This window comes from Cupriavidus sp., assembly GCF_057315035.1.
Genome location: NZ_DBHKYV010000002.1, coordinates 197,928 through 213,636, shown reverse-complemented (window position 1 = coordinate 213,636; position 15,709 = coordinate 197,928). Strand labels below are relative to the sequence as shown.

The following is a 15,709-nucleotide window of genomic DNA, read 5'->3' as shown; positions in this document are numbered from 1 at the left end:
TGCACGGTGAACGGTGGCAAGCGGCGGCTACCACGCCGATGCGCCATCAGGTGACGGCGCCCAACTGCCACGGAACGAACTCGTTCTGGCCGTACCCGTGCAGTTCGCTCTTCGAGCACCGACCCGAAGCCGTCGCGAGGATGAGTCGAAAGATCGCTTCTCCCACCTCGTCGATCGACTGCGTGCCGTCGATGACGGCACCACAGTTGAGGTCGATGTCCTCTTGCTGGCGCTGCCACAAGGCCGTGTTGGTGCCCAGCTTCAGGGACGGCGCCGGCGCGCAGCCATAGGCGGAACCGCGCCCGGTAGTGAAGCAGATCAGGTTGGCGCCACCGGCCACCTGTCCGGTGGCCGAGACCGGGTCGTAGCCGGGCGTGTCCATGAAGACCAGGCCAGCCGCCTTCACCCGCTCCGCATAGTGATACACGTCGACCAGGTTGGTGGTGCCGCCCTTGGCAACGGCCCCAAGGGATTTCTCCAGGATGGTGGTGAGCCCTCCGGCCTTGTTGCCGGCCGAGGGGTTGTTGTCCAGGCTTGCGTTCATGCGCGCGCAGTAGGCTTCCCACCAGCGAATCCGGTCGATCAGCTTGTGGCCGACCTCCGCCGATATGGCGCGGCTGGTCAGCAGATGCTCTGCGCCGTAGATCTCGGGTGTCTCCGACAGGATCGCGGTGCCGCCTTGGGCCACGAGCCGGTCGACCGCTGCGCCGAGCGCCGGATTAGCGCTGATGCCAGAGTAGCCATCTGAGCCGCCGCATTGCAGCCCGATCACGAGATGGGAGGCGTCGACGGGCTTGCGTTGCACGCGGTTGGCATCGGGCAGCATCGCCTTGACCTGCTCAATGCCGGCGGCCACTGTGCGCGCGGTGCCGCCGGTGGCCTGGATGGTCATGGTCTTCAGTGCGCCACCGCGAGCCAGCCCTTGGTTTTCCAGCAGGCCATCGATCTGATTGGTTTCGCAGCCTAGGCCTACGATCAGCACGGCAGCGAAGTTGGGATGACGTGCATAGCCTGCCAGCGTGCGTCGCAACAGCGCCAAGCCTTCGCCTTCGGCATCCACCGCGCAGCCTTGCCCGTGCGTCAGGGCCACCACGCCGTCCACGTTAGGGAATTCGGCCAGCGCGTGCGGATTGATCTCGCGCCGGAAATGCTCGGCGATTGCGCGCGCAGCGGTGGCGGAGCAATTGACCGAGGTAAGGATGCCAATGTAGTTGCGTGTGCCGACTCGCCCATCGGCACGCACGATACCCATGAACTGCTCGCGCCTGGAGGGCATCAGAGCAGTGGGGCGCGTTGCCGTCCCGAACGCATAGTCGCGCTCGAATTCGCCAATGGCCAAGTTGTGCGTATGGACGTGTTCACCCGGCGCGACCGGGCGCATGGCGAGGCCGATCACCTGACCGTAGCGGCGCACTGGCGCACCGGCCGCCAGCGCGCGCACGGCGAGCTTGTGTCCTGCCGGTACCAGGCCGCGTACCACCACGCCTTCACCCACGTGGGTGCCAGCGACCAGCTGGGTGCGTGCGATCACGACATCGTCATCTGGATGCAGGCGGATGACAGGTTCCGCTGTCGCTGACGCGTATTGTTCCAGGATCGCACTCATGCTGTGGCCTCCAGGTTGTGCGTGGGATGCAGCGCGGCCGGTGTTGGCACTCCGTCGATCAGGCGAGGCAGGTTCCACGGGTTGCTGTCACGCAAGGCCGGCGGTAGCAGGGCATCGGGATGGTTCTGGTAGCACACCGGCCTCAGGAAGCGTTCGATGGCGGCGCTGCCGACAGAGGTCCCGCGCGCATCGGAGGCGGCCGGATAGGGGCCGCCGTGGACGATGGCGTCGCTGACTTCCACACCGGTCGGGTAGCTGTTGCAGAGCAGCCGGCCGACCTTGTCTTCCAGCATCGTGATTAGTGCGGCATGACGGTGCAGGTCGGCCTCATTGGCCATCAGCGTCGCGGTCAGCTGACCCCGCATCCGTTCCGCGAATGCCAGGAAGTCGTCCGTGGAATCCAGTGCCACGATCACAGTGGATGGGCCGAATACTTCCTCCTCCAACGGGCGATCCTCTGCAAATAGCAGGCTGCGGTTCGCTTTCAGCAAGTGCCCACCTACACGACCACCCGCTCCCGTTGCCACCAGCACTTCCACACCCGGTATCTCGCTCAAGTTGGCCAGCCCGCGCTGGAAATTCTGCTGGATGGCGGTGCCTAGCATGTGCTGCGGCTCGGTCAGCGTCAGTGCGGTGCCGAGTTCGGCGACGAATGCATCGAATGCCGGTGAGCGGACCCCGAGCACCAACCCAGGGTTGGTGCAAAGCTGGCCGCAGCCGAAGGTCACCGAGGCGGCCAGCTCGCGCGCCATCTGGGGCGCGCGCGCGGACAGTGCCGAGGGCATCAGGAACACGGGGTTCACGCTGGACATCTCCGCGAACACCGGAATCGGCTCTGGCCGTGACTGCGCCATATCGAACAGGGTACGGCCTGCGGCCAGTGATCCGGTAAAGCCGACGGCCTTAATGTGCGGCGCCCGTACCAGCGCCGCACCAGCAACGGCCGTGCCGAACACCATACTGAAGGTGCCCGCCGGAGCGCCACTGCGTGAGATCGCGCGTTCGATCGCATCGGCAACATACTCGGACGTGACCATATGGCCCGGATGGGCCTTCACCACTACCGGGCAGCCGGCGGCGAGCGCCGATGCCGTGTCGCCGCCCGCCACCGAGAACGCGAGCGGGAAGTTGCTTGCGCCAAACACGGCCACGGGCCCCACGCCGACGCGGTATTGCCGCAGATCCGGACGCGGCAGCGGCTGGCGCGCCGGCTGCGCGCGGTCGATGCGTACATCGAGAAAGTCGCCACGCCGCACCGTGGCCGCAAACATGCGCAGTTGGATGCTGGTGCGCTTGCGTTCGCCTTCCAGCCGTGCCAGCGGCAAGGCCGTCTCGCGGTGGGCCGCGGCAAGGAACGAATGATCCAGCGCATCGATTTCGTCGGCGATGGCTTCCAGCAGCGCGGCACGCTCGCTCGGGGACGTGGCCCGGAATGCGGGAAAGGCCCGGTACCCGGCCAGCGAGGCGGCTACCACTTCGGCTTCGGTCGCCTCATGGAAGCTGACCGGGTGCCGCTCGCCGGTGATGGCGTCGATACTGTACAGCGCGGTACCGGCGGAGGCGGCGCGTTCGCCGCCGATGTAGTGAAGGCCGAGGATGGTCATGAGACGGTGATCGGAGACAGGGAATACAAGGGGGGCGTTCACGCGGCCTTGGACGGGTCGAGCCGCAATGCCGAACTGCGACGGGAACGGGCGCCAACGCTCATCAGCAGCGCGACACCGACGACACCCGCGATGGCCAGGGCCAGCATGCCTGCCTGCTGGCTATGGAACGTGGATTCGACGGCCGTCTTCAGCGTCGGCGCGATAAAGCCGCCAAGGTTGCCCAGCGCGCCGATCAGGGCGATGCCGCTGGCTGCTGCGGTGCCGCTCAGGTAAGCGGTCGGCAGCGTCCAGAACAGCGGCTGCACCACGACGAAGCCGACGGTCGCCAGGCAGAAGGCCAGCAGCACCGGAATCAGTTCGTGCCCCAGCGTCGACAGCGCGATGCCCGTGGCGGCCATGGCGAGCATGGCCATGGCGAACTCGCGCTGTTTGCCCCTGGCATCTGCCATGCCGGTGATCAGGCGCAGGGCAATCAGCGCGCAAAGCCATGGAATCGCGGTGAGCAGGCCGACCTTCGCCCCGATCGCGGTGCCAGTCAGTTCGGAAATGCGCGTCGGCAAGTAGAAGATGACGCCGTAGACACTGACCTGGATGGCGAAGTAGATGGCAACGAAACGCAGCACCTGCCAGTTGGCCAGCGCACTCAGTGCGGTCGCAGGGCCATGCGTGGTCTTCTGATTGTCTTCCGCCGCGATCGCGGCCTCCAGCGCCGCCTTCTCCTCGGCGTTCAGCCATTTTGCCTGGCGCGGTTTGCTGACTAGATAGAAGAAGGCAATCACGCCAACCACCGAAGCTGCCAGGCCCTCGATGATGAACATCCATTGCCAGTTGCGCAGCCCGAGCTGGCCGCCCATCACATCCAGCAGCAACCCGGAGACGGGGCCGCCGAGCACCAGGGCCACGGGTAGGCCGAAGTAGTACACGCCGAGCGCCTTGCCACGCTGGCTGGCGGGAAACCAGTAGGTCGAATACAGAATCACGCCCGGCGAGAAGCCGGCTTCCGCCACGCCAAGGATAAAGCGCAGCACGTAGAACGAGGTCTCGTCGTGCGCGAACATCATGGCGGCTGAGGCCAGTCCCCAGGTGACCATGATGCGGCTAAGCCAGATCTTGGCACCGACACGATGCAGGATCAGGTTACTGGGAATCTCGAAGTGGGCATAAGCGATGATGATGATGCCGGCGCCCAGCGCATAGGCGGCGTTGACGATTTTGGAATCGATCATCAGCGCCTGCTTGACGAAGCCGACGTTCGACCGGTCGAGCATCGACAGGGCGAACATTAGCGCGAGGAAGGGCGCAAGACGCAGGCGGGCCTTGCTGACAGCGCTCGCTAGCGGATCGTGGTGGGAAGCTTGAGCTTGCATGAGTTGTCTCCGGTTGAAGCCGCACCTAGCGGCTTCAACGATGAATCGCGGCGTCCCCGTCTCTGGCTTCTCGCGGGGTAGCTGCGGTGGTCCGGGCGCCGTGGTGGCGCGAGTGTTCAGAAGTTGGTGTGGCCGCGCGCGGCGAGATGGGTCATCAGCGCGCGCACGCCGTACGTCCAGGGCGCGATGCGATCGCTGCGGCCAACGCGATTCATCAGGCGGCCAAGCCTGGTGCTGGAGATGGTGACGACATCGCCGTCCTTGTGCGTGAAGCCACCGCCCGCGGTATCGCGGTCTTCCACCGGTGCGAAGAGCGTACCGAGGAACAGCATGGCACCGTCGGGATACTGGTGGTTCGCGCCCATCGCTTGCGCAACCAGGTCCAGCGGGTCACGCGTGATCTGATCCATCGAACTGGTGCCGGACAGCACGAAGCCGTCCGCGCCTTCTACACGGAGATCGACCGTGGCGCCTCGCACGTCATCGAGCGAAAAACTGTCGTCGAACAGGCGCAGTAGCGGCCCGATTGCGCATGAGCCGTTATTGTCCTTGGCTTTGCCAAGCAGCAGCGCGCTGCGGCCCTCGAAGTCGCGCAGGTTGACGTCATTGCCGAGCGTGGCGCCGACCACATCGCCACGGCTGTTGATGGCCAGCACGATTTCGGGTTCCGGGTTATTCCACGCCGAGCCCGGATGCAGGCCGATTTCCGTGCCGGTGCCCAGCGCGGACAGCAGCGGTGCCTTGGTGAAGATCTCGGCGTCCGGGCCGATACCCACTTCAAGGTACTGCGACCACATGCCATGCTCGATCAGCAGGGCCTTCAGTTCGCCAGCTTCCCGCGAACCCGGCCGGATCCGTGAAATGCGGTCGCCCATCAGCGCACCGATCTTGCTGCGTACCTCCGCAGCACCTTGCGGATCTCCCTTGGTCCGCTCTTCGATCACCCGCTCGATGAGGCTGCCGGCGAAGGTCACGCCCGCGGCCTTGATCACCTGCAAGTCGCAGGGTGCGAGCAGACGGGCCTGCGAGGGGGTGCCCTCCGGATTGGCGGTGTGGGTCAGCAGTGCATCCAGATCGCCGATCCAGCGGCCGGGAGTGTTGTGCACCACCGCCAGCGGGTCGTCGCTTTCCAGAAGGGTGCTCATAGTTGGCGCAGCCTCGGAGATGTCGAATACGCCGTCCGGGCGCACCACAACCACCCCTGGACCTCCGGGCACACTGTGGTCGGCCGGAATCCAGGCCCGGCCGACCAGCGTGCCGGTGAACCCGTCCGCAGGGAGCGTTTGCGTTGCACTGAGCGCAAGGGGCGATGTCATCGTTGTCTCCACCTGATGTTGTTGTCATGAGCACGCTGCGACGCGCAGCAATGGGTGGAACTTTACGTTTCGCTGCGATAAACATCCAATTGATAATTGGGTAAAATCCATTCCATCTGGTTATTGATATTAACGGGTTTACCTGTATGCCGAGACAGACCGCGTCTGCCCCGTCCGCCGTGCTTGCTAAGTTGCGCTTCCGACACCTTCAGTTGCTCGACGTGTTGGGGCGCACCCGCAACCTTCGCGTAGCGGCGGAGCAGCTGCATGTCACCCAGCCGGCGGCCACGAAAATCCTGAGCGATATCGAGGACACCCTGCAGGCCAGGCTGTTCGATCGCCTGCCAAGGGATATGCGCCCCACAGAGCTCGGCGAGTTCGCGCTGCGCTATGCGTCGACCGCGCTGGCTGAACTGGGCAAGTTCATGAGCGAACTGGAAGCGCTACGGGCTGGCGGGCATGGCCACCTGACCGTCGGCGCGATTTCCGCTTCGGCCGCCCAGGTGGTGACGTCGGCGATCCGCGACATCCTGCAGCAGCGGCCGCGGCTGATGGTCAAACTGATCGAGCAGAGCAGCGACCAGCTCGCCATCTGGCTCGAAGACAGGCGGCTGGACATCATGGTGGGGCGCCTGACCGAACCACGGCATCGGGCGATCTTCGATTTCGAGGAGCTGTCGCCGGAACCGGTCTGGGTCGTATGCCGGCCGGGGCATCCCTTGCTGGCCAAGTCCAGGCTGGAGTTCGCTGATGTGGGCGCATGGCCCTGGATTCTCTATCCGCCGCTGACGGCTATCCGCCAGCTCTTCGATGAAACCGTATCGGCGGCCGGCATTCAGGCACTGGTCGGTATGGTGGAGACGCCATCGATTTTTTCGACGCTGGAGTTGCTGGGGGCGACGGACATGCTCTCACTGCAGCCACGTGCCGTGGTGCAGCGATTCGTCGCCGAAGGCATGTTGGCGCGACTTCCAGTGCCGATCCGGCGCAACATGTCCAGCTACGGCATTGTTACCCGCAAGAACGAGCTGCCGTCGGAGGCCATGCGGCAGTTCATGGCGGTACTGCGGGCGGCGGCCCTGCAAAACAGCGACGGTGTTTAGCAAAACAGGTAGATGCGGCAGCTGCGAACTTGTCTTAAGAGGATTGGTGCCTTAATTCCCATACACACGCCCGTGATCCGCTCCAGATGCATGGAAACAAAGAAAGCTCTTTCAATTTTCGCTGGCTAACCAGCTATTTCGACACTATGACGTCGTTGGGATCGGGGACTATGTTCCCGAGAACGGAGACCATGGAAAAGGTCGAAAGTACAACCGTGCCGTCCGTAATCGCAGCATGCACGGTTCGTTCAAGGGCACTCTTCAGTGGATGGCGACGCGCTCGGGTAAGCGCACGGTAGTGCTGGACGAAACCGGCACCACGCGCACTTGTCACGTGTGCAATCACGTCGTGGAGGGCGGTATTCACCCGTCTATCCGTGAGTGGGATTGCCCGAGCTGCGACACACACCATCTGTGCGACGAGAATGCCTCACAAAATGGTCTGCGCCGGCTTCTGGAGTCCCTGGGAGTTAACGCGGGCAATCCCCAAATGCCCTGCTTGGGCCCCGTTCAGATCATCGGGCGGTGTGATTGGCGCTTTCATCCGCAAGGTTGGCAGGGGGCCCCAAAAGGGTACGAGAGAGAGACAAGGCGTCTCAGGGCTCTCCGCTGCTGCTGACCGAGTACTTTGACATCATGTACTCACCGCCTCGGTTTCCACTCAGTCAGGTGGGGACGTCGTGCGCCGCCAATCTCGGTAGCGCATAGCGACCTCACTTCACAAACTGAGCACGGCTTTCAGCGCGACTTCGTATGGAGGTCAAGCGGCACAGGGCGCGTTAGCGATTCCGGACGAAGGATCCTGTCGAGCTCGTCCTGCGAAAGTAGGCCTTTACGTAGCACGATTTCATAGACGCTGCCGCCGGTTACATGAGCTTCCTGGGCGACAGCTGTCGCGTTCGCATATCCGATGTAGGGGTTCAGTGCGGTGACTACACCAATTGAATTCTGTACTGCCGCGCGTAGCTTGTCCTCATTCGCAGTGATGCCCTTTACGCAACGTTCGGCCAGCGTCAAGCAACCGGCGCGAAGATGGCTGACGCTCTTGAAGAGGCTGTGCGCAATAATCGGTTCGAAGGCATTCAGTTGAAGCTGGCCTGCCTCTGCAGCAAAGGTGACAGTGACGTCGTTGCCGATGACTTCAAAGGCAATCTGGTTCACCACTTCCGGAATGACGGGATTCACTTTGCCCGGCATGATGCTAGACCCCGCCTGCATCGGCGGCAGGTTGATTTCACCGAGGCCAGCTCTAGGTCCACTCGACAGCAGGCGCAAGTCGTTGCACGTCTTGGATAGCTTGACCGCTACTCGCTTAAGCACGCCGGAGAGCTGTACGAAAGAGCCGCAGTCCTGCGTTGCTTCGATGAGGTTGGGAGCTGTCTCGAGCGGGATCTTGGTGATCTCACGAAGCCGTTGCAACACAACCGGTGCGTACGACGGATGTGCGGTAATGCCTGTGCCAATCGCTGTAGCGCCGAGATTGATCTCGCAAATCAACATTGCAGCCTCACGCAGGCGTTGCTCGTCTTCGCCCAGCATCACCGCATACGTGCTGAACTCCTGTCCCAGCGTCATTGGTACGGCGTCCTGCAACTGGGTACGACCCATCTTGATGATGTGAGCGAACTCCTCCGCCTTTGCCTCGAATGCTTCGCGCAAGACAGCCATGGCATCCAACAGCCCGCCAATGCCGAACCAAGTAGCAATCTTGAGTGCCGTCGGATAAACGTCGTTCGTGCTTTGGCCGATATTGACGTGTTCATTCGGGTGAAGATGCTGATACTCACCCTTGTTGTGGCCGAGCAGCTCCAACGCACGGTTCGCGATTACCTCGTTGGCGTTCATGTTCGTCGATGTGCCAGCGCCGCCTTGTATTACATCAACGACGAACTGCTGGTGGAGCGCGCCAGCCGTGATCTCTTTGCACGCATTGACGATTGCATCGCAACGGTGCTTGTCGAGCAAGCCGAGCTCATTATTTGCAAGTGCAGCTGCTTGCTTGATTGCAGCTAGAGCCTTGATGAGCTCGGGATAGATGGAAATCGGAGTGCCCGTAATCGGGAAGTTCTCGACTGCGCGCAGCGTGTGGACGCCATAGTAGGCGTCCGCAGGAACTTCGCGGTCGCCAAGTAAATCGTGTTCATTTCTGAAGCTTGCGTTGGACATTGTCTCCCCTGGTACGGTTCGTCTGTAATAGCTTGCCGAAGTCTAGTGCTCCGACTTCTACACCGCCACTGCCCATGCAAAGACGGTATCAACAGCAGAGGGGTTACATAGGTTATGCAAAAAACGTATGAGAGACGGCGTCGACATCTCATGCCCTAGGCACAGTTGGAGAGAAACTCTGGCAGCACAGTTTGCGGGCGAGCGTGGGTAGGATCGCCGAAGCACGGTCCCAAACCGGAAATGTCAAATGCCGAACGCTTCCCCTCAATTCGCCGCAGCGACGCGGCAGGTCCTCGACCACCACCTTGGTGCCTTCGCGCAGGGTGTCGCGACCGCAGCCCAGGCTCGCGAGATCCTGAGTCTGAGTTGAACCGCATTCCCGCGCTGCTCACCAAGACCGCAGAGAGTAGGACCCTCAGTGCCGCGACGATTTAGCGGAGTAGCATCTGCGTACAACGAAACAGCGCGATCGTACGCCCGGCAGTATCGAATACCGACGCATCCCAGACATGCGTGCTTCGCCCAAGATGCACGGCTGTCGCGACGGCACGGATCGTTCCATCGCGACACGTTCCGAGGAAGTTGCTCTTGAGTTCGAGTGTCGTGAAATTGAGGGCGTGCTCGTGCAGGTGAGCAATGCAGGCGTAACCACAGCACGTATCGGCAAGCCCAATAACCGTGGCGGCATGCAGGAATCCATTAGGTGCCAGCAACTGAGGACGTATCGCAAGCTCTCCCGTGAGCACGCCTTGAGCAAGTTCGACAATGCGCACGCCAAGCAAATCGGGGAGCATGCCACGCTGGCCTTCATGGAGAGTCTCGATGGTGACGTCCGGACGCAGCGCGCTCATGGTTTTTCTCCTGAATGGAAGGCGATTGATTGGCCCAATTGGTGGCAGTAGTGTAAGACGCCAATCCCTCCTGGGAATGCGGGATGCTTGCGAACCATGCGGCGGGAATCTTCGGAGGAAAATCGGGGCACGATTCATCGCGAATCGTGCCAAGGTCAGCCGCCGGGGGTCCGGGGCGGCCGATCTCTCAGCGCGAAATCATGCGGCAATGCGTTCAGCGTAGAACGGATAATCGACATAGCCGATGTCCGTACCACCGAAGAAGGTTTCGCGATCGTACGGATTCAGCGGAAGCTTGCGGCGGAGTCGTTCGGGCAAGTCAGGGTTGGCAATGAAGTCGCGACCGAACGCCACCAGGTCGGCATCGCCTGCGGCAACAATTGCCTCGGCGCTTTCGCCCTTGAATCCTCCTGCAGCAATGATTGTTCCGCGGTAGAACTTGCGGATCAATTGCGAGGCTACCGGGTTGGGGTCCCTGGTCTCGTCATCGGACTCCCCCCGCACACGCGGCTCGATCAGGTGCAGGTAGGCGAGGTCGAGCTTGCTGAGTTCGGTGGCCACATAGGTGAACAGGCCTTCCGGGTCGCTGTCAGACATGTCGCCAAACGAACCGCTCGGGCCCAAGCGCACCGCGACCCGGTCGCTACCCCAGACAGAGATCACCGCCCGTGTGGCTTCGAGCAGGAAGCGCGCGCGGTTCTCGAACGAACCGCCGTAAATGTCTGTGCGTTTGTTGCTACCGTCCTGGAGGAACTGGTCGAACAAGTAGCCATTGGCGGAGTGTATTTCCACTCCGTCGAAACCGGCTTCGAGGCCGCGCTCGGCGGCACGACGGAAGCTTTCAACGAGTTCCGCGATCTCTTTGATCTCCAGCGCACGATTCGGCGTGTTAGGCGTCCACCCCGACTTTGTATATGCTACGCCGCCGTGGGCAATCGCCGACGGTCCCACCGGTGCCGTGCCGTCTGGCTGGACGTCCAAATGGGACTGACGACCTGCGTGGTACAGCTGCAGGAAAATCTTGCCGCCCTTGGCATGCACAGCTTCCGTGACCAGCCGCCAGCCAGCGATTTGGCTGTCGTCGTAAAGGCCAGGTGCGCCAAGGTACCCGTTACCATTGGGCGCGGCGATAGTCGCTTCACCAATCAAAAACGCCCCAGGGGATGAGCGCTGGGCATAGTACTCTGCCATGAGCGGGCCGGGAACAGCGCCATCGTGGGCGCGCATGCGCGTGAGCGGTGCCAGCACGACGCGGTGCTCGAATTCGTATGGACCGACCTTGACGGGTGTGAATAGTCTGGACATTAAATTGCTCTAAAAGGTGATGTGGTTCGCGTGCGAGCCGCGTGGCGCACGGTAGAGAAAATGCAAATGGATCGATAGGCGTCAGGCGATGCAATGCGGTCCGCCTTTCGCCCGCCCGGCTATCCTGCGGTCAACCGGCTACCATCGTGTCGTTGAACGCGTTGACCCAGGCGTGCTCGTTTGGCCCAGGATTGGCGCGCATGTCCACCGCCGGCCCCACCAATATTTCGTTCACATCCGTGGCCAACTGTTCGATCGCGCCTGCGATGAATACGTCGAGCGGCATCGCGCGGGCTTCCTCGCTGCTGTTCATCAACTCGGTGCGGACCCATGGTGGCGCGATCTCGACGACCGAGACCTTGGTGTTCCGGAGCAAGTAACGTTGCGAAAGTGTGTAGGAATGCAGCGCCGCCTTGGTGGCGCTGTACACCGCGGTGAGTGCCAGCGGTACGAAACCAAGAACCGATGTGACATTAGCGATGACGGCGTCGTCGCGTGTCCTCAGGTGTTCGATAAGCGCCGACGTCATGCGTATCGGGCCGAGCAGGTTTGTCTCAACCGTTGCGGTTAGCAGGGCATCGCTGACGGGGCCCTCAGCTCCATCGGGGTGCATGATGCCGGCGTTATTGATCAGCACGTTCAGCCCGGGATAGTCGGCGATCAGCTTCGCGGCGACAGACTCGATATCGAGCGGATCAGTGATGTCGAGCGAAACGGCTCGCATGCCCGGATTCGCGTCGATCGTCGCCTGTAGCCGCTCAGCTCGGCGACCGGAGATGATGACCTGGTTGCCGAGCTTGTGGAGTGCCTCCGCGAGACCGCGGCCGATTCCGGAGCCGCCGCCGGTGATGAAGATGGTGTTGCCCGTGAGTTTCATGATGGATTCGATGGGTCTACTGGTTTTGAGTTAGGCCGGAAAGGTGCTTCCGAACATCGGCAAGCCGCTTTTCGATTCGGCCTCGGTGGCTTCGTCCTGCAGAACGTCCCAATGCTCGGCGAGCACGCCGTCCGCGATGCGCAGAATGTCGGCCGCGATCCAGGCGGCGGGACGCCCATGCCCAGAAAAGCGTCCGTGAACAATCACGTAGTCGCCGTTTGCCACGATCACACCCGGCTCGTATCGCAAGGTTGCGGGCAGGGTCTTGATCAGGTCGAACAGGCCATTGCGCCCCGGTGCGATATGCGCGCTGTGCTGGATGTAGTCTGGTGACCAGAAGCGCTCCGCAGCCGCATAGTCACGTTGGTTGAAAAGCGCGTCGAATGCGTCGAGCACAAGGGTCTTGTTGGCGGCTTCGGTGAGGCTGGTCATGTGGATTTCCTGAGATGAGGGGGTGGCGCGTTACGCAGCGACTGGTTGGAGCGTGGGATAGTCGGTATAGCCTTCGGACGTGGAGCCGTAGACCTGTGGCCAGTTGATGTCGGCAAGCGGTGCATCGAGTGCGATGCGTGTTGGCAGATCCGGGTTTGCAATGAATGGACGGCCAAAAGCGACCATGTCGGCCAGTCCTGCGTCAATTAGCCGGTTAGCACGTGCGCGGTCGAAATCGACGTTCGCAATGATGGTGCCGGCGTACAGGTCGCGGAAATACCGGAACATGCCATCGCCCGCCAGCGTGGTCAGCGGGGTTGCTGACAAGTCGGTCATGCCACCCATCAGCAAGAGATGGGAGAGCGAAAAATCGTTGAGTCGACCGATTACGTATTCCGATGTGGCGAGTGTTTCGTCGGTGGAAACGAACGCCCCTGTCTCGGACGTCGCTGGCCCCGTCTTGATGCCGGTTCGGTGTGCACCAACTGCCTCGACCACTGTTTCCACGACCTCGAACAGGAAGCGAGCACGGTTTTCTGTCGAGCCACCGTATTCGTCGGTGCGCAGATTGGTGCGGATGTTGAGGAACTGGTTGAACAGGTAGTGATAGCCGCCCTGAATCTGCACGCCGTCGAAGCCGGCCGCGATGGCATTGCGCGCGGCGCGACCAAAGTCGGCAACCGTGCGACGGATATCGTTCCGCTCCATGGGGCGCGGCACCACGGTGTCCTGATGGCCGGTTGCCGTCACGCTTTGCTGCTCAGGGTTGACTGCCGAAGCCGAAAGCGGCGCCTTGCCTGCCTGAAAGTCGGGATGACCTAGCGAGCCCGTGTGCCAGAGTTGGGCGACGATCCGGCCGCCGGCGCGGTGTACGGCGTCCGTCACTACGCGCCAGCCTCGCACTTGGGCCTCGCTCCAGAGGCCCGGCACATTCGCCCAACCGACTGCCTCTGGGCTCACGAAGATGCCTTCGCTGATGATCAGGCCCGCCGAGGCTCGTTGTGCATAGTAGTCCGCATGCAAAAAGGTAGGGGCAAGGTCGGGATTCGCTGCCCGCATGCGCGTCAGCGGTGCCATGACAACGCGGTTTGGTAAATCCAGGACTCCAAGCCGGATCGGCTTGAGCAATGGCTGGTGACTTTCAATTGGCATGAGTATTCCTGCGAGCTAAGTGCGCTTAAACACGATGGTGATTGACATCGAGTTTTGGTGATGCGCCAGGAAAAGTCAAGGTCGTTCACCATTGTCTTTCGTTAGGCGGCTATAATCGCACCGACAACGGCAGGAGCATGAGCAATGGGTGTCTCAAAACAGCAGGCGGTAGAGAACCGGCGCTCGATCATCGAGGCGTCGGAAAAGCTGTTCCGTGCACATGGAATCGATGGTGTGGGGTTGAGCGCGCTAATGAAAGCCGCGGGATTCACCCAGGGCGGCTTCTATAACCACTTCGAATCGAAAGAGGCGTTGGCGGCCGCGGTGGTGGCAACCGCGATGGACAAGGCCAATCACGAACTGAAGGAAGCGATTGCCGCACCGATCGAATCGGGCGGCAACCGCCTGCGGCGACAGGTCGACTTCTATCTGTCCGGCGCACATTGCAGCGATATCGAGCACGGTTGCGCGATAGCTGGCCTGACTGCGGACGTACGCCGACTTGGCGACGAAGCCCAGAAGCACTTCGCTAGCGGCCTGCAAACGATGTTCGACACCGTTACGGGACTCATGGAGGACCAGGGCGCCGGCGATCCGGATGGCGCTACCTCGCGACGGGAGGCCATCGCCTTCTATTGCGAAATGGTTGGTGCGCTCATCCTGTCGCGGGCCGTCGCAAACGCCGATCCAGCGTTTGCACAAGAGATACTCGACGCTAGCCGTGAGACGTTGCTTAGGGATTTCGCGCTAGATGCTACTGGAATCAAGCGGTGAGGCCTGTCACCGCTACCCTGCCGGCTGTGTTGCCCGAGTCAACTTGGTACGCTCGCAGGCACCCCCGGTCGCGGGCGAAAACGACAACGGGTTCGCAGGTTTGGCAGCATGCGGCTTGTGATGGACGCCGACACCAGCAGCAACAGCACGTTTATGACGTGCGAACCATGGCCGTTCGCAAACCCACCGCGAACGGCTGAAATCGTAGCGAAGAGCGCCGTCTTTGGGCACGAATGGCCTGCTGTATTCGGGGCGTGACGGTATTCGTGCCGTTGCTCGCGGAAGGCTGGCCGTCGCGAATAAGATTTGCGCGGAGCGAATGGTCAGGACCCGGCAGATTACTTGCGCGGGAATCGCTTCCCTGCGGAACTTCCGGCGTTGCGTCCAACGCGTTGTCGGCCCCCAAATACCAATACTTCGACGGTATCCCAGAACGCGTTGGCCAAGTCGGGTTCCGAAGCCGAGACATTGCTTGTTGCCCGCATTTCCGCTCCGAATGTGGATAGTGTCGAGGTCATGCTGATCATCATGTAGTGAAGCAAAACAGGATCCACCATGGGCAGATCTCCGGCAGTCTGGGCCTCACGGATCTGCGGCAGCATCCGGTCGATCAACGGGCGAAGGATCGTATCGGCCAGCCACTGGAGCCTGGGGCTGTAGTCGATGATCTCGCGGAGCATGAAGTGATGAAGCTCAGGAAAGGCAACGGTGAACCGGAACAGGGCCCGGTACATCAACTTGACCTGCTCCACGGCGGTGACAGGCGGTGGGTCCGCTAGGTAGCCTTCCCACTCATGGCGAATATGGTCGAACGCATGAACGGCCACCGCCTCCCAGAGGATGTCCTTGGTGCGGTAGTGGTAGGTGATCAGCGGATGCTGCACGCCGATCCGATCCGCAATGCTGCGAATGCTTGCCGCCTCGAATCCCTTCGATGCGAACTCGGTTAGCGCCGCGTCCAGGATTGTCGTTCGCGTTTCCTGCGCCCGTGCCTGTTCCGCACGCTGCAGTTCTGGCGGGCGGCGGCCTGTTCTGGCCGTCTGCTGTCTTGATTCCGTACTCCGGACCATTCTTACTCCCAAGGCTCCGCCGCATTATATAAGGGGAGATGGAGCCACCTGGCAGGGCAAGACCGTCGCTAACATTCCGCCAT

14 protein-coding genes are annotated in these 15,709 nt (G+C 61.9%); 3 read left to right on the top strand and 11 right to left on the bottom strand.

From position 1 onward, the window contains the following. Window positions 1–46 precede the first annotated feature (46 nt). The 4 genes from ACO550_RS04545 to ACO550_RS04530 all read right to left on the bottom strand — a co-directional run bounded on the left by ACO550_RS04545 (window position 47) and on the right by ACO550_RS04530 (window position 5,896). Entirely contained in the window at window positions 47–1,606 is a 1,560-nt protein-coding gene (locus ACO550_RS04545) for a UxaA family hydrolase (protein WP_315591741.1), read from the bottom strand. Next, a complete protein-coding gene (locus tag ACO550_RS04540; RefSeq protein ID WP_315591740.1) occupies window positions 1,603–3,210 on the bottom strand; it encodes an aldehyde dehydrogenase family protein in 1,608 nt (535 codons plus the stop codon). Before ACO550_RS04540 ends, ACO550_RS04545 begins: the two co-directional genes overlap by 4 nt. Window positions 3,211–3,248: 38 nt before the next feature. Then, complete coding sequence (locus ACO550_RS04535; RefSeq protein WP_485994262.1) at window positions 3,249–4,580, bottom strand: MFS transporter; 1,332 nt, start codon at window positions 4,578–4,580, stop codon at window positions 3,249–3,251. A 116-nt stretch (window positions 4,581–4,696) separates the two neighbouring features. Beyond that, complete coding sequence (locus tag ACO550_RS04530) at window positions 4,697–5,896, bottom strand: fumarylacetoacetate hydrolase family protein (protein WP_315591738.1); 1,200 nt, start codon at window positions 5,894–5,896, stop codon at window positions 4,697–4,699. Window positions 5,897–6,042: 146 nt separating this feature from the next. Here ACO550_RS04530 and ACO550_RS04525 point away from each other — a divergent pair, with 146 nt between their 5' ends. Both ACO550_RS04525 and ACO550_RS04520 read left to right on the top strand, forming a co-directional pair. Continuing rightward, the gene (locus ACO550_RS04525) at window positions 6,043–6,999 is read left to right on the top strand and encodes a LysR substrate-binding domain-containing protein (RefSeq protein WP_315591737.1); all 957 of its coding nucleotides are present in this window, start codon (window positions 6,043–6,045) and stop codon (window positions 6,997–6,999) included. Between the two features lie 235 nt (window positions 7,000–7,234). Continuing rightward, the gene (locus tag ACO550_RS04520) at window positions 7,235–7,618 is read left to right on the top strand and encodes a zinc ribbon domain-containing protein (RefSeq protein WP_485994259.1); all 384 of its coding nucleotides are present in this window, start codon (window positions 7,235–7,237) and stop codon (window positions 7,616–7,618) included. A 119-nt stretch (window positions 7,619–7,737) separates the two neighbouring features. Here ACO550_RS04520 and aspA read toward each other — a convergent pair whose 3' ends face one another. From aspA to ACO550_RS04490, 6 genes are all read right to left on the bottom strand, one after another. After that, window positions 7,738–9,165, bottom strand: coding sequence for an aspartate ammonia-lyase (gene aspA / locus ACO550_RS04515; RefSeq protein ID WP_315591736.1), 1,428 nt, complete (start codon window positions 9,163–9,165; stop codon window positions 7,738–7,740). 431 nt (window positions 9,166–9,596) lie between these two features. Continuing rightward, a complete protein-coding gene (locus tag ACO550_RS04510; RefSeq protein ID WP_315591735.1) occupies window positions 9,597–10,016 on the bottom strand; it encodes a PaaI family thioesterase in 420 nt (139 codons plus the stop codon). A gap of 198 nt (window positions 10,017–10,214) precedes the next feature. After that, complete coding sequence (locus ACO550_RS04505; protein WP_315591734.1) at window positions 10,215–11,321, bottom strand: oxidoreductase; 1,107 nt, start codon at window positions 11,319–11,321, stop codon at window positions 10,215–10,217. Between the two features lie 130 nt (window positions 11,322–11,451). After that, window positions 11,452–12,198: an SDR family oxidoreductase gene (locus ACO550_RS04500; RefSeq protein ID WP_315591733.1), complete on the bottom strand. Its 747-nt coding sequence runs from the start codon at window positions 12,196–12,198 to the stop codon at window positions 11,452–11,454. Window positions 12,199–12,228: 30 nt separating this feature from the next. After that, window positions 12,229–12,630 carry a nuclear transport factor 2 family protein gene (locus ACO550_RS04495; protein ID WP_315591732.1) on the bottom strand — a complete coding sequence of 134 codons (402 nt, stop codon included), beginning with the start codon at window positions 12,628–12,630 and terminating at the stop codon, window positions 12,229–12,231. Window positions 12,631–12,660: 30 nt separating this feature from the next. Then, window positions 12,661–13,782 carry an oxidoreductase gene (locus ACO550_RS04490; protein WP_315591731.1) on the bottom strand — a complete coding sequence of 374 codons (1,122 nt, stop codon included), beginning with the start codon at window positions 13,780–13,782 and terminating at the stop codon, window positions 12,661–12,663. Window positions 13,783–13,926: 144 nt separating this feature from the next. Between ACO550_RS04490 and ACO550_RS04485 the strand changes: the two genes are divergently transcribed. Beyond that, entirely contained in the window at window positions 13,927–14,556 is a 630-nt protein-coding gene (locus ACO550_RS04485; protein ID WP_315591730.1) for a TetR family transcriptional regulator, read from the top strand. Between the two features lie 338 nt (window positions 14,557–14,894). On the opposite strand, the gene ACO550_RS04480 is transcribed toward ACO550_RS04485, so the two are convergent. Further along, window positions 14,895–15,626 (bottom strand): TetR family transcriptional regulator, encoded by a 732-nt coding sequence (locus ACO550_RS04480; RefSeq protein WP_315591729.1) that lies wholly within the window; start codon window positions 15,624–15,626, stop codon window positions 14,895–14,897. Between the last annotated feature and the right edge of the window lie 83 nt (window positions 15,627–15,709).

Bases quoted from the DNA above. Each gene is read 5' to 3' on its own strand.
- ACO550_RS04485 (WP_315591730.1), top strand. From the start codon at position 13,927: ATGGGTGTCTCAAAACAGCAGGCGGTAGAGAACCGGCGCTCGATCATC.
- ACO550_RS04530 (WP_315591738.1), bottom strand. From the start codon at position 5,896: ATGACATCGCCCCTTGCGCTCAGTGCAACGCAAACGCTCCCTGCGGAC.
- ACO550_RS04510 (WP_315591735.1), bottom strand. From the start codon at position 10,016: ATGAGCGCGCTGCGTCCGGACGTCACCATCGAGACTCTCCATGAAGGC.
- ACO550_RS04495 (WP_315591732.1), bottom strand. From the start codon at position 12,630: ATGACCAGCCTCACCGAAGCCGCCAACAAGACCCTTGTGCTCGACGCA.
- ACO550_RS04540 (WP_315591740.1), bottom strand. From the start codon at position 3,210: ATGACCATCCTCGGCCTTCACTACATCGGCGGCGAACGCGCCGCCTCC.
- aspA (WP_315591736.1), bottom strand. From the start codon at position 9,165: ATGTCCAACGCAAGCTTCAGAAATGAACACGATTTACTTGGCGACCGC.
- ACO550_RS04480 (WP_315591729.1), bottom strand. From the start codon at position 15,626: ATGGTCCGGAGTACGGAATCAAGACAGCAGACGGCCAGAACAGGCCGC.
- ACO550_RS04545 (WP_315591741.1), bottom strand. From the start codon at position 1,606: ATGAGTGCGATCCTGGAACAATACGCGTCAGCGACAGCGGAACCTGTC.
- ACO550_RS04500 (WP_315591733.1), bottom strand. From the start codon at position 12,198: ATGAAACTCACGGGCAACACCATCTTCATCACCGGCGGCGGCTCCGGA.
- ACO550_RS04490 (WP_315591731.1), bottom strand. From the start codon at position 13,782: ATGCCAATTGAAAGTCACCAGCCATTGCTCAAGCCGATCCGGCTTGGA.
- ACO550_RS04505 (WP_315591734.1), bottom strand. From the start codon at position 11,321: ATGTCCAGACTATTCACACCCGTCAAGGTCGGTCCATACGAATTCGAG.
- ACO550_RS04520 (WP_485994259.1), top strand. From the start codon at position 7,235: ATGCACGGTTCGTTCAAGGGCACTCTTCAGTGGATGGCGACGCGCTCG.
- ACO550_RS04535 (WP_485994262.1), bottom strand. From the start codon at position 4,580: ATGCAAGCTCAAGCTTCCCACCACGATCCGCTAGCGAGCGCTGTCAGC.
- ACO550_RS04525 (WP_315591737.1), top strand. From the start codon at position 6,043: ATGCCGAGACAGACCGCGTCTGCCCCGTCCGCCGTGCTTGCTAAGTTG.